Below are 18,988 nucleotides of genomic sequence, written 5' to 3'. Positions count from 1 at the left end.
TCAGAAAAGCGGAATGATAATTTACATTATCTCCTTTTTTTCTCCACGATTGTTGAGGGCCTTACCGCTACAGTGTTTGACGCAATTCAGTACGTAAAAAAATGAACAACACGAGGTTCAAATCCTGATGGCGAATTTCTTTATTGATCGCCCCATTTTTGCCTGGGTGCTAGCAATCCTATTGTGCCTCACAGGGGCCCTGGCGATATTTTCTTTACCCGTTGAGCAATACCCTGACCTGGCGCCACCGAACGTGCGCGTCACGGCGAACTACCCAGGTGCCTCCGCGCAAACGCTGGAGAACACCGTCACGCAGGTTATCGAGCAGAATATGACCGGTATCGATAACCTGATGTACATGTCCTCACAAAGTAGCGCCACCGGACAGGCAACGATTACCTTAAGCTTCGTCGCCGGGACCGACCCTGACGAAGCGGTGCAGCAGGTGCAAAACCAGCTGCAAACCGCCATGAACAAACTGCCACCGGCGGTGCAAACTCAGGGCGTCACGGTACGAAAAACCGGGGATACCAACATCCTGACCATCGCCTTCGTCTCTACCGACGGCAGCATGGATAAGCAGGATATTTCCGACTACGTCGCCAGTAACGTTCAGGACCCCATCAGCCGCGTGGACGGCGTGGGCGATATCGACGCCTACGGCTCGCAGTATTCGATGCGCATCTGGCTGGACCCAGCCAAGCTTAACAGCTATCAGATGACCACGGCCGACGTGACCGATGCCATTAAATCCCAGAACGCCCAGATTGCGGTCGGCCAGCTTGGCGGCACGCCGTCCATCGACAAACAGGCGCTGAACGCCACGATTAACGCCCAATCGCTGCTGCAAACACCGCAGCAGTTCCGCGACATTACGCTACGCGTCAACCAGGACGGTTCAGAAGTGACCCTTGGCGATGTGGCGACCGTCGAAATGGGGGCCGAAAAGTACGACTACCTCAGCCGCTACAACCGTAATCCGGCCTCTGGCTTGGGGATTAAGCTCGCTTCTGGCGCCAACGAAATGGCGACCGCCGAGCGCGTGATCCAACGTCTGGATGAACTCAAGCAGTACTTCCCGCATGGGCTGGAATATAAAGTGGCCTACGAGACCACCTCGTTCGTCAAAGCCTCAATTAAGGATGTGGTAAAAACGCTGCTGGAAGCCATTTTGCTGGTGTTCCTGGTGATGTACCTGTTCCTGCAGAACTTCCGCGCGACGCTGATTCCGACCATTGCCGTTCCGGTGGTATTGATGGGGACCTTCGCCATTCTCTACGCCTGCGGATACAGTATTAATACCCTGACAATGTTCGCGATGGTGCTCGCCATCGGCCTGCTGGTGGATGACGCCATCGTGGTGGTCGAAAACGTTGAGCGAATAATGAGTACCGAAGGGCTCACGCCGCGGCAGGCGACACGCAAATCAATGGGGCAGATTCAAGGGGCGCTGGTGGGTATCGCCATGGTGCTGTCGGCGGTCTTTATCCCGATGGCCTTCTTCGGCGGCACTACCGGGGCCATCTATCGCCAGTTCTCCATTACCATCGTTTCAGCGATGGTGCTGTCGGTGCTGGTGGCGATGATCCTCACCCCGGCGCTGTGCGCCACTATTCTCAAGCCGATTCATAAAGGCGAAGTGCACGGCACCAAAGGCTTCTTCGGCTGGTTTAACCGTCATTTCGATGCCAGCGCGCGTCGCTACGAATCCGGCGTCGCCAGAATTCTCCATCGCAGTATCCGCTGGATGCTGATTTACGTGCTGCTGCTGGGCGGCATGGTGTTCCTGTTCCTGCGCCTGCCCTCCTCCTTCCTGCCGCTGGAAGACCGCGGTATGTTCACCACTTCCGTTCAGTTGCCAAGCGGTTCAACCCAGCAGCAGACGCTGAAGGTGGTAGAGCAGGTTGAAGACTATTTCTTCAAAAATGAGAAGGACAACGTCACGTCAATATTTGCCACCATCGGCTCCGGCCCTGGCGGTAACGGCCAGAACGTAGCGCGTATGTTCGTGCGCCTGAAAGACTGGGACGAGCGTGACAGTAAAACGGGGACCTCGTTCGCCATTATCGAACGTGCCACCAAAGCGCTGAACAAGATTAAAGAGGCCCGCGTTTACGCCAGCAGCCCACCGGCCATCAGCGGCCTGGGCAGCTCTGCCGGTTTCGATATGGAGCTGCAGGATCACGCCGGTGCCGGGCACGACGCGTTGATGGCCGCCCGCGATAAGCTGCTGGAGCTGGCGGGTAACGATCCGCAGCTGACGCGCGTACGCCACAATGGCCTGGACGACAGCCCTCAGTTGCAGGTTGATATCGACCAGCGTAAAGCGCAGGCGCTGGGGGTATCTATCGATGATATTAACGACACGCTGCAAACCGCATGGGGTTCAAGCTATGTGAACGATTTTATGGATCGCGGACGCGTGAAGAAAGTCTACGTTCAGGCGGCGGCGAAGTACCGCATGCTGCCAGAAGACATGAACCTATGGTACGTACGCAATAATTCCGGGCAGATGGTACCGTTCTCCGCCTTCGCCACCTCGCGCTGGGAGACCGGTTCACCGCGTCTGGAGCGCTATAACGGCTACTCGGCGGTTGAGATTATCGGTGAAGCCGCACCGGGGGTCAGTACCGGTACCGCCATGGACGTGATGCAAAACCTGGTGCAGCAATTACCAACCGGCTTCGGCCTTGAATGGACGGCGATGTCCTATCAGGAGCGGCTGTCAGGGGCACAGGCACCGGCACTTTATGCCATCTCGCTGCTGGTCGTCTTCCTCTGTCTGGCGGCGCTGTACGAAAGCTGGTCAGTGCCGTTCTCAGTCATGCTGGTGGTTCCGCTGGGGGTTATCGGTGCGCTGCTGGCGACCTGGATGCGCGGGCTGGAAAACGACGTTTACTTCCAGGTGGGGCTGCTGACGGTGATCGGCCTATCCGCCAAAAACGCCATTCTGATCGTCGAGTTTGCCAACGATCTGAATCAGAAAGGGGAAGATCTGATGACGGCAACGCTGGAAGCCTGCCGTCAGCGTCTGCGCCCTATCCTGATGACCTCGCTGGCGTTTATCTTCGGCGTACTGCCGATGGCGCTCACCACCGGTGCAGGTTCCGGCGGGCAGCACGCAGTGGGTACCGGCGTAGTCGGGGGGATGGTTTCCGCGACGATTCTGGCCATCTTCTTCGTGCCGCTGTTCTTTGTGCTGGTGCGCCGCCGCTTCCCGCTAAAAGAGAAGCCGGAATAACGGCTAAGCGCTAAAAACAGAAAAGGCGACATGATGAATGTCGCCTTTTAAGCTTTATGTGATGCAACGACTCTGTACTGCAAACAACACCATCATGGTTATTGAAAGAACACAGCGCTTTTAAATCACATTGCTGGAAATTATTTACGAAGCATCACTTCAATAAAATCTTTCCAGTTCCCCAGTTCACGTTCGATCATAACTACCTCTCTTATTATTATGCGTATTTTACGTACAAATGTATGACCTGTGAATACGGTTAATCCGATTACTTTGATTGACGCTGCCAACCTTTGTTTACTGCTTGAGGTCACTATGGGCTGGAATTTTGACATTTAATGTGACCAACAGCAACATTCTGAAATAGTTATCAGAATGTGAATCATATGATACATATTTAACCTATGACAACGCAAACCCGCTACGTCAAAGCGCGTAGATAGCATGATAAACTGTACGCTTTTCAACCACTTTAGCCGGATAAAATTAAAACAGGCAGCCGCGGGAATTACGTGTATATTCGAGTCCCCTAAAACCTGCAGATATAAAGGTGCAACATGACCATCCTCTATGGAATAAAGAATTGCGACACCATCAAGAAAGCCCGTCGCTGGCTGGATGAGCATCAGGTTGAATATCGCTTTCATGACTATCGCGTCGATGGCCTGACGCCGGAACTGCTGGCAACCTTTATTGGTGAGCTGGGCTGGGAAGCGCTGTTGAATACCCGTGGCACCACCTGGCGCAAGCTGGATGAACAGGTGCGTGCCGGAATCAACAATGCCGATGCCGCAGCGGCGCTGATGCTGGAAATGCCGGCAATCATCAAACGCCCATTGCTCTGCGCGCCCGCACAGCCTATGCTGCTGGGTTTCAGTGATGCCAGTTATAGCCAATGGGTCGCCCAGACGCGCTAACGCCGTTGGCCCTGTTTTACAGTTTCAGATAACGAAAATAACGAGGTCTAGTTTATGTCTTGCCCAGTCATTGAGCTGGCTCAGCAGCTTATTCGCCGCCCTTCTCTTAGCCCGGACGATGCGGGCTGTCAGGCGTTAATGATTGAACGTCTACGCGCAGCAGGTTTTACCATTGAGCCGATGGATTTTGGCGATACCCAGAACTTCTGGGCCTGGCGCGGTAAAGGAGAAACCCTGGCATTTGCAGGCCACACCGACGTGGTGCCTGCAGGCGATGCTGACCGCTGGATTAACCCACCGTTTGAACCCACGATTCGCGACGGCATGCTGTTTGGCCGTGGTGCTGCCGATATGAAAGGCTCGCTGGCGGCGATGGTCGTGGCGGCTGAGCGTTTCGTCGCTCAGCACCCGAACCATAAAGGCCGACTGGCGTTCCTGATCACCTCCGATGAAGAAGCAAGCGCCACGCACGGTACGGTGAAAGTGGTGGAAGCGCTGATGGCCCGTAACGAGCGTCTGGACTACTGTCTGGTGGGCGAACCGTCCAGCACCGAAGTGGTTGGCGACGTGGTGAAAAACGGCCGTCGTGGCTCAATGACCTGCAATCTGACCATTCATGGCGTGCAGGGGCATGTAGCCTATCCGCACCTCGCTGATAACCCGGTTCACCGCGCTGCGCCGTGGATGAACGAACTGGTGTCGATTGAGTGGGATCAGGGCAACGCATTCTTCCCGCCGACCAGCATGCAGATTGCCAATATTCAGGCTGGCACCGGCAGCAACAACGTGATCCCAGGCGATCTGTTCGTGCAGTTCAACTTCCGCTTCAGCACCGAGTTGACGGATGAGATGATCAAAGCGCGCGTCATTGATCTGCTGGATAAATATCAGCTGCGCTATAGCGTTGACTGGTGGATTTCCGGGCAGCCGTTCCTGACCGCACGCGGTAAACTGGTCGACGCGGTGGTGAACGCTATCGCGCACTATAATGAAATAGAACCGCAGTTGCTGACCACCGGCGGCACGTCAGATGGTCGCTTTATCGCCCAGATGGGCGCGCAGGTTGTTGAACTGGGTCCGGTGAATGCCACCATTCATAAAATTAATGAGTGTGTGAACGCGGCAGACCTGCAGATGCTGGCGCGGATGTATCAGCGCATCATGGAACAACTTGTCGCCTGACGGCACAACATAAGGGGTAATGCACATGGATTGGCTGTCAAAATACTGGTGGATTCTGGTGCTGGTGTTTCTGGTGGGGGTGATTATCAACGTGATCAAAGATCTCAATCGCGTCGATCACAAAAAATTCCTTGCCAATAAACCGGACCTTCCGCCGCACCGCGACTTTAACGACAAGTGGGACGATGACGACGACTGGCCGAAGAAGGACCAGCCGAAGAAATAGTTCGGTGTCGATCCCGGCGTCGCGTTGCTCGGCCGGGCTACCAGATAGTAGCCCGGCCGAGCAACGCGACGCCGGGGAACACACAAGATTTAAATCATCTCAATAAGATCGTCATTCTTCGGCGTACTGCCGCTCAACGCTTCATCGAAATAGTGCTTCGGCACGGTATAACGCAGGTGATCCAGCGCGAACTGCATGCTGCGATCGTCTATCGCGTGGCCTAGATCCTCAACGATATCCAGCGTCACATCGCCGCCTGCGGCCTGGAGTGCTTCCTGGCCTTTCACCGCCCAGGCAAGATCGATAACCCGGTCTTCCCCGCCGTGAATCAGGTGGATGGTCGTGGCGGTATCCGCTTTTTCCGGCATCGTCGCGTAGCGGCCGTTAAAGGCAATCACCCGTGATGCCAGCCCCGGCTGCGCTTTAATCCCCTCAAGTGACATAATCGCCCCCTGAGAGAAGCCAATTAATGCCGTCGCTTGAGGCCCCACGCCACTCTGCTTCTGCCAGTAGCGCACGGTCTCAATAAAGGTCGGCATAATGGCATCAATGCGCGCCTGACGGTTTTCTTCCGTCACGCCCGCCACCGAGAACCACTGGCGGCCCGGTGCCGGGCCACAAGGTTCTGCACCGCCTACGCTCACGATGAGCGCATCCGGGAACAGTGGCGCAAACCAGCTGCCGATCTGGCCCATTGCCACCGGATTATCGCCCACGCCATGAAACAACAGCAGCAGCTGTTGAGCGGGCTTCGCGGGGCTTTGAACAACAAAATGATCGTGTGTCATGGCTGTCTCCTTGGTTTTGACGGTCAGTTTACGCCGCGCCAAAATAATGACCATGCCATTTAACTGAATGAGTCAGTTAAAAAAATTGCAGTTGTTGAACCTGTTTCATGAGCTGATTTGTCCGAACCTCGTCGAGATGCAGCATCGCCTGCGCCGCGTCCTCACGCAGCCTCACCAGCAGCGCTTTCCGCCCGTGCAGGCCAAGTCGGGCGCAGAGCGCCTGCTCATTCTCGCCAGATAAACGTCCGCGCAGCGCAGGAAGCGCCAGTTCACTGCCGCCACAAAGTAGGTGCAGGCTATCCAGCGCCGCCAGCATCGGGCGATGAGCAAAGGCAAACCCGGCCAGGTCCCACCAATCATCTTCAGTAAGGATAGCCTCTGGCACATCGGCTAGCGGCACTTTTTCATCAACCCACTGTGAGAGCCAGCGCCACTCACGACACAGCCGATGGTGCTCACGCAGCATCAGCGCTTCTCCCGCCGCCGTGAGTGGACGCAGCGCCATCGCGGCATAGCAGCCGCTGCTCGCCTCCCGCTGGGTGCCAATGCGCACCAGCGTAAAGCCACAGCGCTGCCAGAAGCGCCACAGTTCCTCGGTGTAGCCAAAACTCACCGACAGATAATCACATTGCGGCGCCGTTACCCACGCCTGTGCAATCAGCCGCTGACCTATCCTCTCGCGCTGACGCTGTGGATGAACCGCAATTCGGCTAATGCGCCGCCCAATAAGCGTTGCTGCCAGCGGACTGCCGCCGTGCGCCGCCATCGACTGCGCCACCAGATTCCCGCGAGGACGACGGTAGCCCGCCCATACGGCCTGGCTCAGCTCGGGCGACAGCCCCCCTTCATCCACCAGCCATAGCGCCCCGGCTGGCCCCTGCGGCGTTTGTGCGCTGATAAAATGCTGCCCCGGCGCATCCATCATCCGCCGCAGATCGAGCGGAGAGGTACGATAATGCGCACCGGAAAGAAGTTGATACAACGCGGTTGGCTGCTCAGGGCTGGACTGCCAGGCCGATTGCGAAACGGGGAGCAGCATCACCTCGCCAGTTGGCAAGGTGGTAAAGGCTTCATCGTGGAAAATCAGCGCATCGTTAACCAGCGCTTCCAGCGGACATCCTGCCGCCCAGCGGATAGGCTGGTTGAGGGTGAAAACGTGCCGTTCGGGAAATGCAGCGCAGAGTTTAAGTAAAAAACCGCGCCCGGTGCCCTCGTAGCCCTGCACGGTGGTGGTCAGCAGCGTACGGGGAAAGCGAGCGATAAGCTTCTGGAGGAGTGGTGCAGGGATAGCGGCGGCTTCATCCACCACCAGCCAGTCGGCGCATTCATCTGAGTCCAGTAGCGCATCGGGAGCCATAAAGCGAAAACGTTCGCCGGCAAAGGCGGCAATCACCTCCGCCGACGCCCGGGAAGGTGCGGTGACAACAGCCTCGCCGCGCAGGTGCCGGATGTGCATGCCCGCCAGCGCTGACTTTCCTCGTCCGCGCTCTGCCGTCACCACCGATACCGGTGCAGTCGCCCCCGCCAGAGCCGTCAGTATCGCCTCCTGCTCGCGTTCAGGCTCACCGCTGGCGCGATGCCAGTCAGGCCGTACGGGGAACATGAGAGATGGCAGTGGAGCACCCTGCCGCCAGAGTCGCATTTCGGCATGCCGGGAGAGCGTCTGGCAGAAATGGTCGACGAAGTTCGGCGTGGCAATCGGTTCCGGCGTATCACTCCAGCGCAGTGAATCCGCATCGGCCTGATGGGGCCACAGCGCCCATTCCGGCACCAGCAGTATCAGCCAACTTCCGGCCCGGAGCGTGCCCGCCAGCGCGGCAAAGGCCGAGACATCAAAGCCATCGCGGGCGTCGAAGATAGCGTGCTGGAACTCGCGCCCCAGCAGCGTGACCAGCTTAGAGGACGGGCAGAATGCCGCGGTGGCCGGGTTCAAACCAACCCAGAGCACCTCTTCCCCCGCCGCTGCGCGAAACGCGGCGGCCTGCTGTTCGCTCCATGTGCGTTCGCCGCTTATCACCAGCAGGCGGCGAATGCCCTCCTGCGCCATGCGCTCAGCGTGCGCCAGCAGTTCATCCATGGCTTATGACCCGCCGTCAGAGTGATTTGCTAAAAGTGTTGCACTGCGCCGGGTCGCCGCTATCAAAGCCGCGTTTCAGCCAGGTATAGCGCTGCTGTGAGGTACCGTGCGTAAAGCTATCCGGCACCACGCGTCCCTGACCCTGCTGTTGCAGGCGGTCGTCGCCAATGGCTTCGGCAGCATTCAGCGCTTCCTCCAGATCACCGGCTTCCAGAATGCCCTGTTTCTGCATGCTATGTCCCCAGACGCCCGCGAAGCAGTCCGCCTGAAGCTCCATGCGTACGGAGAGGCGGTTCACCTCCGCCTGCGAGGCGCCCTGCTGCATCTGACGCACTTTCGGTTCGATGCCCAGCAGTTTTTGTACGTGATGACCGACTTCATGCGCAATCACGTAGCCCTGAGCGAAGTCACCGCCCGCGCCAAGCTTGTTTTTCATGTCGTCGTAGAATGAGAGGTCGATATAGACCGTGCTGTCGGTCGGACAGTAAAATGGCCCCATCACCGATTGCCCGGTGCCGCATCCGGTGCGCGTCGCGCCGCGGTACATCACCAGGCGCGGCGGCTGATAGGTTTTGCCCATCGCCTTAAATTCCTGCGCCCAGGTGTCTTCTGTCGTCGCGAGGATCACCGAGGTGAACTTAGCGGCTTCGTCATCTTTCGGGCCGCTCACCCGCTGGGAAGTTTGCTGCTGACCGATGGGTTCACCCGTCATCAGGCCGGTCAGATCTACGCCGTAGTAGCCCGCCACCAGCACGATAATCAGCAGGACAATACCGCCCTTACCGCTCGGGATGCGAAAACCAGGGCCGCGCCCTCCCATCATCGGGGATTCAGAATTATTCCGCCGGTCTTCTACATTGTCGCTTTCGCGACGACCTTGCCAACGCATAACTACCTCAGTCTTATTCTCAGAAATACTGAGATGATCGTAGGCGGTTACGGGGGGGATTACCACTGGAAATGTTGTGCGGGGGTTCCCGGCGTCGCTTTGCTCGGCCGGGCTACCTGATTCGTAGCCCGGCCGAGCAAAGCGACGCCGGGGAGGCGTAGAAACTTAGTCGAGCTTCACGCCTAAACGGTGTGCCACTTCTTCGTACGCTTCAATCAGGCCACCCAGGCTCTGGCGGAAACGGTCTTTGTCCATTTTGTCCATGGTCTTTTTATCCCACAGGCGGCTACCGTCCGGGGAGAACTCATCGCCCAGTACCACCTCGCCTTTGAACAGACCGAACTCCAGCTTGAAGTCGACCAGGATCAGGCCTGCGTCGTCGAACAGCTTTTTCAACACGTCGTTCGCTTTGAAGGTCAGCTCCTGCATACGCGCCAGGTTCTCTTTGCTTACCCAGCCGAAGGTTTCGCAGTAGGATTCGTTAACCATTGGGTCATGCATCGCGTCGTTTTTCAGGAACAGGTCAAACAGCGGTGGGTTCAGCTCGATGCCTTCTTCGATCCCCAAGCGTTTCACCAGCGAACCAGCCGCACGGTTACGCACCACGCATTCCACCGGCACCATATCCAGCTTTTTCACCAGACATTCGGTATCGGACAACAGCGCTTCCATTTGGGTTGGAATTCCTGCTGCTGCCAGTTTGCTCATAATGAAATGGTTGAACTTGTTGTTCACCATGCCTTTACGATCGAACTGCTCAATGCGGGCACCATCCCCTGCTGACGTATCGTTACGGAATTCGAGTACCAACAGATCCGGGTTTTCGGTGCTGTATACGGTTTTCGCTTTACCACGATACAACTCAGCTAGCTTTTGCATCTTTGTCACTCCAGTGATGATTACGATAAATATTTGTGCATTTTCCGGCGACGCACACGATTGCGTCACTATACAGAAAAAAGGGCCGGATTGCTCCAGCCCTGTTTAATTACTTGCTAAATGCGGCCTGGAATGCGGCTACCAGGGCATCATTCTGCGACTGCGTCAGCGTATGACCTTTCGGATCGATGAACTGCAGGCTACTACGGTTGTCCAGGTCGCCGACCTGAAGTTTGTAGTCACCGGAGACCAGACCCGGATCGCTGGCGCCCAGATCTTTCCAGCTGCTGTCAGACAGCGGCTTGTAGGTCACCGCGATGCTGCCCTGAGAACGGGTGCTGTCGGTCACTTTCATGCCCACTTTTTCCAGCACGCCCGGCAGACGCTGCCATACCTGGTTAAACGGACCACGTACCACCAGCATTGGCAGACCGGTATCGTCAGAAGCGCTCTGAACATCGAAGGTTGCACCCGCAGTGCCTCTGGAGCTGTTCGCGGCATCCGTCGCGTTCTTATCCAGACCAGCGGAAATCACGTTCAGCATCTCAGCGCTGTAACGCTGCAGAGAAGCACGGTCAGCAACCGGCTTACCGGCCTGTTCCAGGTTAACCAGCTTCACCGTGACGGCCTGCTGGTAGCCCTGCGGCTGTACGGAGATCTGATAGCGACCACGGTACTGCTGGTCTTCATCAAGACGGTTCCACTCAACCCAGTCGGTGGTCAGCGTCTGGCTCGCATCATCACGTTTGGTGATGGTGTAGTTTTTTGCCTGAACGATGCTGACAACCTGCGGCCACAGAGAACCGCTACGGCCACTCTCAACCAGCAGCATGGCGGTATCACCCGTGAATTGGGTACGCGCACCAGAAACCAGCGCCAGCGGCTGAGCCGGCGGACGGATATCCAGCGCTTTACCGACGGCACCGCTACCGTTAGCGACCGGAATGTTATAGTCGCCATTTTCAACCGGCAGAATCATGCCCGCAGGGGCGTGAAGTTCACTCAACGGTGTGGCTTGCAGGTAGGATTCATCACCGCTGACCTGGCGCTTATAGCGCGAGTCGGAACTACAGGCCGCAAGCAGTAAAACCAGCGATACCCCCGCAACCTTCGCCAGGCGCGTCTTCTGTACTGAGTAAGCCATCAAATCTCCCTAAACTTTACAGCAAACCGGCATGCTTCAATGCTGATGCCACAACATCACGACCGTGGTCAGTGATAGGGGTCATCGGCAGACGCATGGTGTCGGTCGCCACAAGTCCCAATTCCTTACATGCCCATTTCACTGGGATTGGATTGGGTTCGACAAATAATTTATTGTGCAGCGGCATCAAACGCTGGTTAATGATACGCGCCTGGTCAAACTGGCCATCAGCTGCCAGTCTGCACATTTCCGCCATATCACGCGCCGCAACGTTTGCCGTTACTGAAATAACGCCATGACCGCCGAGCTGCATGAAGTCCAGACCGGTTGCATCATCACCGCTCAGCAGGATGAAGTCGTCTGAAACCAGCTCTTTGATCTGGTGAACACGGCTTAAGTTCCCCGTGGCTTCCTTAATCGCGATAATATTTTTAATTTTCGCCAGGCGACCTACGGTTTCCGGCAGCATATCGCAACCGGTACGGGACGGCACATTATACAGAATTTGCGGCAGGTCAGTATGCTCAGCGATCGTTTTGAAGTGCTGGAACAGACCTTCCTGAGTTGGACGGTTGTAATACGGGGTGACGGTCAGGCAACCCACCACGCCGGTATTATTGAAACGCTGGGTCAGGCTGATCGCCTCTGCGGTTGCATTTGCCCCCGTTCCTGCGATAACCGGAATGCGGCCGTCGGCCAGCTCCAGCGTCGTCATCACGACATCGCCATGCTCTTCGTGGCTGAGCGTTGCCGATTCGCCGGTCGTTCCTACCGAGACAATCGCCGAGGTTCCGCTGGCGACATGGTAATCAATCAGTTTTTTCAGGCTTGAACGGTCGACATTACCTTTTTCATCCATCGGCGTGACAAGCGCTACAATACTTCCCGTAAACATGGGCCATCCTCTGTGCTGACGTGCGGACATGAATCTCAATGGTACGTTTGGTCTTGTAATAAAAGCAAGAGACTGAGGGCCTTCAGAATGTTGTATGCCGGTTTTTTTTATGCTTTCCTAAGGAATACCGCACCTTTTTAAAGGAAGAACAGGTTTGACAGCCTCATTACAACACTATCTGGTCATTACAGCCCTGGGCGCGGATCGCCCTGGCATCGTCAATACGATTACCCGTCACGTGAGCAGCTGCGGCTGTAACATCGAAGACAGTCGCTTGGCCATGCTGGGGGATGAGTTCACTTTTATTATGCTGCTTTCCGGTTCATGGAACGCCATTACGCTGATTGAATCCACCCTGCCGCTCAAGGGCGCGGAGCTGGATCTGCTGATCGTGATGAAGCGCACCACCGCGCGTCCGCGTCCGGCGATGCCTGCCACCGTCTGGGTGCAGGTCGAGGTTCCTGATTCACCGCATATTATTGAGCGCTTTACTGCACTGTTTGATAGCTGGGAAATGAACATTGCCGAACTGGTATCGCGCACGCAGCCTGGCGATAACGAAGGCGTCGCGCAGCTGTTTATTCAAATAACCGCCCACAGCCCCGCTACGAAAAATGCATCAAATATTGAGCAAGCGTTCAAAGCCCTATGTACAGAACTGAACGCACAAGGCAGTATAAACGTGATCAATTATTCACAGCATGATGAACAGGATGGAGCTGAGTAATGAACCCACTGAAAGCCGGTGATATCGCACCGAAATTTAGTTTGCCCGATCAAGACGGCGAACAGGTAAATTTAACCGACTTCCAGGGACAACGTGTTCTGGTCTATTTCTACCCGAAAGCAATGACCCCTGGCTGCACCGTGCAGGCCTGCGGCCTTCGCGATAATATGGATGAGCTGAAAAAGGTTGGCGTTGAAGTGCTGGGCATCAGCACCGATAAGCCAGAGAAGCTCTCCCGCTTTGCCGAAAAAGAGCTGCTGAACTTCACGCTGCTCTCCGATGAAGATCACCAGGTTTGCGAGCAGTTTGGCATCTGGGGTGAGAAAACCTTTATGGGCAAAACCTATGACGGCATTCACCGCACCAGCTTCCTGATTGACGCCGACGGTAAAGTTGAGCACGTCTTCGACGACTTCAAAACTACCAACCACCACGACATCGTGCTGGGCTGGCTGCAGGCAAACGCCTAACCCAATCACGTAACCCGGCCGAGCGCAGCGACGCCGGGGTTCCCCCGGGGTCGGCGTAAACGCCTCGCCCGGGCTACACGTCAATTCGACACGTCCTCTTCCACCACCAGCCCATCCGGCCAGGCGTGCACTACCGCTTTAATCAGCGTCGCCAGCGGAATCGCAAAGAACACGCCCCAGAAGCCCCACAGTCCGCCGAAAATCACCACCGACAGAATAATCACCAGCGGGTGCAGGTTCACGGCTTCGGAGAACAGCACCGGCACCAGCAGGTTACCGTCGAGCCCCTGAATAATCAGATAGACCGCAAACAGGCTCCAGAACTCGGTGCCGAGGCCAAACTGGAACAGCGCCACGCAGACCACCGGAATCGTGACCACGAACGCGCCGATGTAAGGAATAAGTACCGATAACCCCACCAGCACCGCCAGCAGCAGCGAGTAGTTAAGGCCAAACATCAGGAAGCCAAGCCAGGTGGCAACGCCGACGACGATCATCTCCAGCACCTTACCGCGAATGTAGTTGGTAATTTGCTGGTTCATCTCTTTCCACACCTGCCCTGCCAGACCGCGGTTGCGCGGCAGAACGCGACGCACCGCGTTCAGCATCTGCTCTTTATCCTTCACCAGGAAAAAGACCATCAGCGGCACCAGCACCAGATAGACTGCCAGCGTCAGCAGTCCCATCAGCGAGGCCACCGAATATTTCACCACCGAGTCGCCAAGGGTCAGCATCCGGGTACGCATATTTTCGGCCATCGCATCAATGATCCCGGCATCCATCAGCGCAGGATAGCGGCGCGGCAGCGTGGCGGCGAAATCAGAAAGCTTATTCAGCATCCCCGGCATATCGTGGATCAGGTTAATCCCTTGCTGCCACGCAATCGGCATCACCACGAAGGACATCAGCAGCAAAATACCGATAAACAGCACCATCACTGCGGTGGTAGCCCAGGTACGCGACCAGCCCAGCCGCTCCAGGCGGACGGTCGGCCACTCCAGCAGGTAGGCCAGCACCAGTGCAACCAGCAGCGGCGCCAACAGGCCGCTGAAGAAGAACAGAATGCAAAAACCTGCCACCAGAATGACCAGCAGCGCGATCGCCTCCGGGTCACTAAATCGGCGGCGGTACCACTGCATCAACATCTCGAGCATAAATCGATTCCCTGAACGCTTTGCTTTCACACGGAGATGAATTGTATCGAAGTGTCACAAAAAAGACTCCGCTTTTTATATTTATCCCAACAATCTCGCGATTATCATTTTCATCCCGTGAGCAGATAGATACACTCCCAGAGCAGCGTAAAATGGAACGTAACATTATGCTGTTGGTCAAAACAGGCACATCCCCACATTACAGGACAGAGGTTATGTTCAGGCAGTTGAAAAAAACGCTGTTGGCATCCCTTATTGCAACGCTTGCGCTCGGGCAAATCGCACCCGCTTTTGCGGATTCTGCGGACACGCTTCCGGATATGGGCACCTCAGCAGGAAGCACGCTCTCCATCGGTCAGGAGATGCAGATGGGGGATTACTATGTTCGTCAGCTGCGCGGAAGCGCCCCACTGATTAATGACCCGCTGCTGGTTCAGTACATCAATTCACTGGGGATGCGTCTGGTCTCGCACGCCTTTTCCGTCCGTACGCCGTTCCACTTCTACCTGATTAATAACGACGACATCAACGCCTTCGCCTTCTTCGGCGGTAACGTGGTGCTGCACTCGGCGCTCTTTCGCTATTCCGATACCGAGAGCCAGCTGGCGTCGGTAATGGCGCACGAAATCTCCCACGTCACCCAGCGTCACCTGGCGCGAGCGATGGAAGATCAGAAACGTAACGCCCCGCTAACCTGGGTTGGCGCACTCGGCTCAATTTTACTGGCGATGGCCAGCCCGCAGGCCGGTATGGCGGCGCTAAGCGGCACGCTGGCCGGTACCCAACAGGGCATGATCAGCTTTACTCGCCAGAATGAAGAAGAGGCTGACCGCATCGGTATCCAGGTGCTTCAGCGTTCAGGCTTCGATCCCCAGGCTATGCCCGCCTTTATGGAAAAGCTCCTCGACCAGTCGCGCTACTCATCGCGGCCGCCGGAAATGCTGCTGACTCACCCCCTGCCGGAAAGCCGTCTGTCCGATGCGCGTAACCGCGCCAACCAGATGCGTCCGGTGGTGGTGCAATCTTCCGCCGATTTCTATTTCGCTAAAGCACGTACCCTCGGCATGTATAACTCCGGTAAGAACCAGCTCGGCAGCGACCTGCTGGATAGCTGGTCGAAGGGCAACATTCGCGAGCAGCACGCCGCGCAGTACGGCCGTGCGCTGCTGGCTATGGAAGCGAAAAACTACGCCGAGGCGAGTAAACAGCTACAGCCGCTGCTGAGCGCCGAGCCGCAAAATGCCTGGTATCTTGACCTGGCAACGGATATCGACCTCGGGCAGAAGAAAACCACCGAGGCCATCAGTCGTCTGAAAAATGCCCGTGAACTGCGTACCAATCCGGTGCTGCAGCTCAACCTGGCGAACGCCCTGCTTGAGGGCGGGCAGCCAGCGGAAGCTGCAACCATTCTGAACCGCTACACCTTTAACAATAAAGACGACACCAACGGCTGGGACCTGCTAGCCCAGGCGGAAGCCGCGCTGGGTAACCGTGACCAGGAGCTGGCCGCGCGCGCCGAGAATATGGCGCTGGTAGGAAGACTCGATCAGGCGATTTCTATGCTCAGCTCGGCCAGCGCCCAGGTGAAATTGCGCAGCCTGCAGCAGGCGCGTTACGATGCCCGTATCGATCAGCTGCGTGAGTTGCAGGAACGCTTCCGCCCTTATCAGAAAATGTAAACAGGAGAGACGATGACGGATTCGGTCACGATTTATCATAACCCGCGCTGCTCAAAGAGCCGCGAGACCTTAACCCTGCTGAAAGATAACGGCATCGCCCCTGAGGTGGTGCTTTACCTCGACACGCCACCGGATGCCGCAACGCTCAGCAAGCTAATTAAGATGCTGGGTCTTGGTAGCGCGCGCGAACTGATGCGCCAGAAAGAAGATCTCTACAAATCGCTGAACCTCGCCGATAGCCAGCTCAGCGAAGAGCAGCTTATCCAGGCGATGGTTGAGAATCCGAAGCTGATTGAGCGACCTATCGTTGTTCACAATGGCCAGGCGCGCATTGGTCGTCCGCCGGAGCAGGTGCTGGAAATCGTCCGCTGATTCCCCCCTAAAGCCGCAGCGCTTCCAGAAAAGCCTGCGGCGTCATATTCCCCAGCTTTTTCTGCGCCTTCCCGCCGTTGAATAATGCGCAGAGCTTAATCGCCAGTTGATCAGGCGTATGGGTCCGAAGTGCGGGGATAATCTCCACCAGCGGCACGGTTACCGCCACCGCCGGACGCTTTTCCCCCGTCATCATGACGCTGACGCTTATCCCCCGCTCAGCCAAATGCTGACTCAGCACGGTAACCTGCGCCTCGTTTAACCACTCGTCACTTTTAATCTCAACAGATTGGATATCACCCGGAAACTGCGCGAGCACCTCATCCAGCCAGTGAATGACCAGCGGCGATGACATACCCGAGTAAACGCGTGCCGCACACCAACCGCTCACAGGCTCCTGGGTCCACAGCAGATGGTGGTCACCGTCATCATCCATATGCAGCGACAAAAAGCGGTAATGCAGCGTCAGCGTCTGTGTCCGAACGCCCGCCTTAAGCGCCCTCTTTCCATGCAGTATCGCCTCATTGTTTTTCGGGTACGACGACGTCAGATAGCGGCTAAGCGTCGCACGAGACAGCGGAATGCCAAGCCCTTCCACCACAATAGACAGCAAATCGTCTAACGGCGCGCGGAGGATTTCGCGTAGGGCATTAATCAGCGCAACCTGTTCTTGTCTCATCGCTTTGTGTACAACCGTCGGCGTCGTACTTCTGTCTGTCGTCTGCTCGCGCTTACGCCAGCGACGTACCGTCGTCACGGAGATCCCCAGTTCAATCGCCAGTTCCCGGTCACTTTTTTTCGATTCCTGGAGATATTTACGAATTCTCGGTGTCGTTGTGGCGTTAGCGTGCAGTTTAATTTCCATGGTCTTCCTTAAGAAATTAATAACCAATCATATGAGATTTATATGGATTAAGTCGATGCATTGTGACCCGTTTCACCTTTCCGCACCAGGCTTTCTCCCATAATCCTTTCGTCGTTTTCTATTACATAACACACACAATGTCCGTTAATCTTATACGGAGTTCACAATGAACAATGTTCTGGGATTTTTAGAAGAGAAATTGATGCCGATTGCGGCGAAAACCGCACAACAGCGTCATCTCGGTGCCATCCGTGGTGCATATGTATCCTTCATGCCGTTTATTATCGTCGGCTCTATTCTGCTGGTTATCTCGTCGTTCCCGAATCAAGGCTATCAGCAATTTATGTCCAGCACCTTTGGCGCAAGCTGGAGCGCCATTATCGAGATCCCGTTTAACGCGGTCTTCTCTACCATGTCGCTGTTTATCAGCTTCCTTGTCGCTTATCGCCTTGCAGAACACTACGGTGATGACCGAATCTCCTGCGGCATTCTGGCGCTGGTCTGCTTCCTGATCCTGACACCGTTTATTAAGGTCGCCGAAAACGGCGGTATTACCGTAATGCCGGTGGAGTGGATTGGCACCAAAGGCCTGTTCGTCGCGATGATTGGTTCACTGCTGTGGACCGAGCTGTTCTGCTGGCTGAAGCGCAAAAAGCTGGTCATCAAGATGCCGGAAGGGGTACCGCCTGCGGTACAGGAGTCTTTCGCCGCGCTGATTCCAGCGCTGGTGGTGATGATTCTGGTGCTGGCCATTCGCATCGGCTTTGAAAACACCCACTACCACACCATTCATCAGTTTATTTATGACGTCGTCGCCACCCCGGTTCGCCACTTCGGCACCTCCTATTTTGGCGCGCTGATGACCGTCTTCAGCATCACGATTCTCTGGTCAGTCGGGATCAACTCCGGCTCAATGGTCAACGGCATCATCCGTCCGCTGTGGATGGAAAACCAGACCGACAACATTGCGGCCATTCAGGCGGGCGTGACGCCGCCGCACATTATTACCGAACAGTTTTTCGACATGATCTGGATGGGGGGTGCCGGGGCTACGCTGTCGCTGGTCATTGCCATGCTGATTTTCGCCCGCAGTAAAAACATGCGCGAAGTGGCACGTCTGGGCGCGGGGGCCTCCATCTTCAACATCAACGAGCCGGTACTCTTCGGCCTGCCGGTCATCATGAACCCGATCATGCTGATCCCGTTCAACCTGGTCCCGCTGGTACTGGTGACTATCCAATATCTGGCGATGAAAATTGGCGCCGTCGCCGTGACCACCGGGGTATTTATCCCATGGACTCTGCCGCCGGTTATCAGCGGGTTTATCGTCACCGGGCATATTTCCGGCAGCGTGATGCAAATCATTAACCTGTTGATTGGCGCGATGCTGTATCTGCCGTTTATGCGCATCGTCGATAAGCAGTACCGCAATGCAGAAATCAGTGCCGTTGAGGGATCCAGCACGCTAGCAAAACAGGAGTAA

At 56.2% G+C, this 18,988-nt stretch carries 18 protein-coding genes; 9 read left to right on the top strand and 9 right to left on the bottom strand.

Going from position 1 to position 18,988, the window contains the following annotated elements:
- The first annotated feature begins 127 nt into the window (after positions 1-127).
- Positions 128-3,241, top strand: coding sequence for a multidrug efflux RND transporter permease AcrD (gene acrD, locus V6944_RS15315; protein ID WP_333499578.1), 3,114 nt, complete (start codon positions 128-130; stop codon positions 3,239-3,241).
- Positions 3,242-3,381: 140 nt separating this feature from the next.
- Here the strand turns inward: acrD and ypfM are convergent, their stop codons facing one another.
- Complete coding sequence (gene ypfM, locus V6944_RS15310; protein ID WP_001386977.1) at positions 3,382-3,441, bottom strand: protein YpfM; 60 nt, start codon at positions 3,439-3,441, stop codon at positions 3,382-3,384.
- 357 nt (positions 3,442-3,798) lie between these two features.
- On the opposite strand from ypfM, the gene V6944_RS15305 reads away from it, so the two are divergent.
- From V6944_RS15305 to V6944_RS15295, 3 genes are read left to right on the top strand one after another with little or no spacing between them, the layout of a single operon-like run.
- Positions 3,799-4,158 (top strand): ArsC family reductase, encoded by a 360-nt coding sequence (locus tag V6944_RS15305; protein ID WP_185669890.1) that lies wholly within the window; start codon positions 3,799-3,801, stop codon positions 4,156-4,158.
- Between the two features lie 54 nt (positions 4,159-4,212).
- Positions 4,213-5,340 (top strand): succinyl-diaminopimelate desuccinylase, encoded by a 1,128-nt coding sequence (gene dapE / locus V6944_RS15300; protein WP_333499577.1) that lies wholly within the window; start codon positions 4,213-4,215, stop codon positions 5,338-5,340.
- Between the two features lie 25 nt (positions 5,341-5,365).
- Complete coding sequence (locus tag V6944_RS15295) at positions 5,366-5,566, top strand: YpfN family protein (RefSeq protein WP_185669888.1); 201 nt, start codon at positions 5,366-5,368, stop codon at positions 5,564-5,566.
- A gap of 89 nt (positions 5,567-5,655) precedes the next feature.
- Here V6944_RS15295 and ypfH read toward each other — a convergent pair whose 3' ends face one another.
- From ypfH to dapA, 6 genes are all read right to left on the bottom strand, one after another.
- Positions 5,656-6,354 carry an esterase gene (ypfH, locus tag V6944_RS15290; protein WP_333499576.1) on the bottom strand — a complete coding sequence of 233 codons (699 nt, stop codon included), beginning with the start codon at positions 6,352-6,354 and terminating at the stop codon, positions 5,656-5,658.
- 76 nt (positions 6,355-6,430) lie between these two features.
- Positions 6,431-8,431: a tRNA(Met) cytidine acetyltransferase TmcA gene (locus V6944_RS15285; protein WP_333499575.1), complete on the bottom strand. Its 2,001-nt coding sequence runs from the start codon at positions 8,429-8,431 to the stop codon at positions 6,431-6,433.
- Positions 8,432-8,447: 16 nt separating this feature from the next.
- Complete coding sequence (gene ypfJ, locus V6944_RS15280; protein WP_333499574.1) at positions 8,448-9,320, bottom strand: KPN_02809 family neutral zinc metallopeptidase; 873 nt, start codon at positions 9,318-9,320, stop codon at positions 8,448-8,450.
- A 165-nt stretch (positions 9,321-9,485) separates the two neighbouring features.
- Positions 9,486-10,199 (bottom strand): phosphoribosylaminoimidazolesuccinocarboxamide synthase, encoded by a 714-nt coding sequence (gene purC, locus V6944_RS15275; RefSeq protein ID WP_333499573.1) that lies wholly within the window; start codon positions 10,197-10,199, stop codon positions 9,486-9,488.
- A gap of 109 nt (positions 10,200-10,308) precedes the next feature.
- Positions 10,309-11,343 carry an outer membrane protein assembly factor BamC gene (gene bamC, locus V6944_RS15270; protein WP_333499572.1) on the bottom strand — a complete coding sequence of 345 codons (1,035 nt, stop codon included), beginning with the start codon at positions 11,341-11,343 and terminating at the stop codon, positions 10,309-10,311.
- A 16-nt stretch (positions 11,344-11,359) separates the two neighbouring features.
- The gene (dapA, locus tag V6944_RS15265) at positions 11,360-12,238 is read right to left on the bottom strand and encodes a 4-hydroxy-tetrahydrodipicolinate synthase (protein WP_185668933.1); all 879 of its coding nucleotides are present in this window, start codon (positions 12,236-12,238) and stop codon (positions 11,360-11,362) included.
- A 154-nt stretch (positions 12,239-12,392) separates the two neighbouring features.
- Between dapA and V6944_RS15260 the strand changes: the two genes are divergently transcribed.
- Both V6944_RS15260 and bcp read left to right on the top strand, forming a co-directional pair.
- Entirely contained in the window at positions 12,393-12,965 is a 573-nt protein-coding gene (locus tag V6944_RS15260; RefSeq protein ID WP_035891472.1) for a glycine cleavage system transcriptional repressor, read from the top strand.
- Positions 12,965-13,435 carry a thioredoxin-dependent thiol peroxidase gene (gene bcp / locus V6944_RS15255; protein ID WP_185668932.1) on the top strand — a complete coding sequence of 157 codons (471 nt, stop codon included), beginning with the start codon at positions 12,965-12,967 and terminating at the stop codon, positions 13,433-13,435. The genes V6944_RS15260 and bcp overlap by 1 nt, the downstream gene beginning before the upstream one ends.
- 80 nt (positions 13,436-13,515) lie before the next feature.
- On the opposite strand, the gene V6944_RS15250 is transcribed toward bcp, so the two are convergent.
- Complete coding sequence (locus tag V6944_RS15250) at positions 13,516-14,589, bottom strand: AI-2E family transporter (protein WP_333499571.1); 1,074 nt, start codon at positions 14,587-14,589, stop codon at positions 13,516-13,518.
- Between the two features lie 215 nt (positions 14,590-14,804).
- Here V6944_RS15250 and bepA point away from each other — a divergent pair, with 215 nt between their 5' ends.
- Both bepA and arsC read left to right on the top strand, forming a co-directional pair.
- Positions 14,805-16,268, top strand: coding sequence for a beta-barrel assembly-enhancing protease (gene bepA / locus V6944_RS15245; RefSeq protein ID WP_333499570.1), 1,464 nt, complete (start codon positions 14,805-14,807; stop codon positions 16,266-16,268).
- 12 nt (positions 16,269-16,280) lie between these two features.
- Positions 16,281-16,640 carry an arsenate reductase (glutaredoxin) gene (arsC, locus tag V6944_RS15240; protein WP_333499569.1) on the top strand — a complete coding sequence of 120 codons (360 nt, stop codon included), beginning with the start codon at positions 16,281-16,283 and terminating at the stop codon, positions 16,638-16,640.
- 7 nt (positions 16,641-16,647) lie between these two features.
- Here the strand turns inward: arsC and V6944_RS15235 are convergent, their stop codons facing one another.
- Positions 16,648-17,505 carry a helix-turn-helix domain-containing protein gene (locus V6944_RS15235; protein WP_333499568.1) on the bottom strand — a complete coding sequence of 286 codons (858 nt, stop codon included), beginning with the start codon at positions 17,503-17,505 and terminating at the stop codon, positions 16,648-16,650.
- A gap of 166 nt (positions 17,506-17,671) precedes the next feature.
- Between V6944_RS15235 and celB the strand changes: the two genes are divergently transcribed.
- The gene (gene celB / locus V6944_RS15230; protein ID WP_333499567.1) at positions 17,672-18,988 is read left to right on the top strand and encodes a PTS cellobiose transporter subunit IIC; all 1,317 of its coding nucleotides are present in this window, start codon (positions 17,672-17,674) and stop codon (positions 18,986-18,988) included.

The organism is Kluyvera sp. CHPC 1.2972 (assembly GCF_036759925.1).
In the GTDB taxonomy this organism is placed as follows: domain Bacteria; phylum Pseudomonadota; class Gammaproteobacteria; order Enterobacterales; family Enterobacteriaceae; genus Kluyvera.
Note: the sequence above shows the minus strand (reverse complement) of the source record. Positions and strands in the feature narration are given on the sequence as shown.

What these genes read in the sequence shown, in the direction of transcription:
- acrD (WP_333499578.1), top strand. Translation starts at nt 128, where the DNA reads ATGGCGAATTTCTTTATTGATCGCCCCATTTTTGCCTGGGTGCTAGCA.
- V6944_RS15305 (WP_185669890.1), top strand. Translation starts at nt 3,799, where the DNA reads ATGACCATCCTCTATGGAATAAAGAATTGCGACACCATCAAGAAAGCC.
- dapE (WP_333499577.1), top strand. Translation starts at nt 4,213, where the DNA reads ATGTCTTGCCCAGTCATTGAGCTGGCTCAGCAGCTTATTCGCCGCCCT.
- V6944_RS15295 (WP_185669888.1), top strand. Translation starts at nt 5,366, where the DNA reads ATGGATTGGCTGTCAAAATACTGGTGGATTCTGGTGCTGGTGTTTCTG.
- ypfH (WP_333499576.1), bottom strand. Translation starts at nt 6,354, where the DNA reads ATGACACACGATCATTTTGTTGTTCAAAGCCCCGCGAAGCCCGCTCAA.
- V6944_RS15285 (WP_333499575.1), bottom strand. Translation starts at nt 8,431, where the DNA reads ATGGATGAACTGCTGGCGCACGCTGAGCGCATGGCGCAGGAGGGCATT.
- ypfJ (WP_333499574.1), bottom strand. Translation starts at nt 9,320, where the DNA reads ATGCGTTGGCAAGGTCGTCGCGAAAGCGACAATGTAGAAGACCGGCGG.
- purC (WP_333499573.1), bottom strand. Translation starts at nt 10,199, where the DNA reads ATGCAAAAGCTAGCTGAGTTGTATCGTGGTAAAGCGAAAACCGTATAC.
- bamC (WP_333499572.1), bottom strand. Translation starts at nt 11,343, where the DNA reads ATGGCTTACTCAGTACAGAAGACGCGCCTGGCGAAGGTTGCGGGGGTA.
- dapA (WP_185668933.1), bottom strand. Translation starts at nt 12,238, where the DNA reads ATGTTTACGGGAAGTATTGTAGCGCTTGTCACGCCGATGGATGAAAAA.
- bcp (WP_185668932.1), top strand. Translation starts at nt 12,965, where the DNA reads ATGAACCCACTGAAAGCCGGTGATATCGCACCGAAATTTAGTTTGCCC.
- V6944_RS15250 (WP_333499571.1), bottom strand. Translation starts at nt 14,589, where the DNA reads ATGCTCGAGATGTTGATGCAGTGGTACCGCCGCCGATTTAGTGACCCG.
- bepA (WP_333499570.1), top strand. Translation starts at nt 14,805, where the DNA reads ATGTTCAGGCAGTTGAAAAAAACGCTGTTGGCATCCCTTATTGCAACG.
- arsC (WP_333499569.1), top strand. Translation starts at nt 16,281, where the DNA reads ATGACGGATTCGGTCACGATTTATCATAACCCGCGCTGCTCAAAGAGC.
- V6944_RS15235 (WP_333499568.1), bottom strand. Translation starts at nt 17,505, where the DNA reads ATGGAAATTAAACTGCACGCTAACGCCACAACGACACCGAGAATTCGT.
- celB (WP_333499567.1), top strand. Translation starts at nt 17,672, where the DNA reads ATGAACAATGTTCTGGGATTTTTAGAAGAGAAATTGATGCCGATTGCG.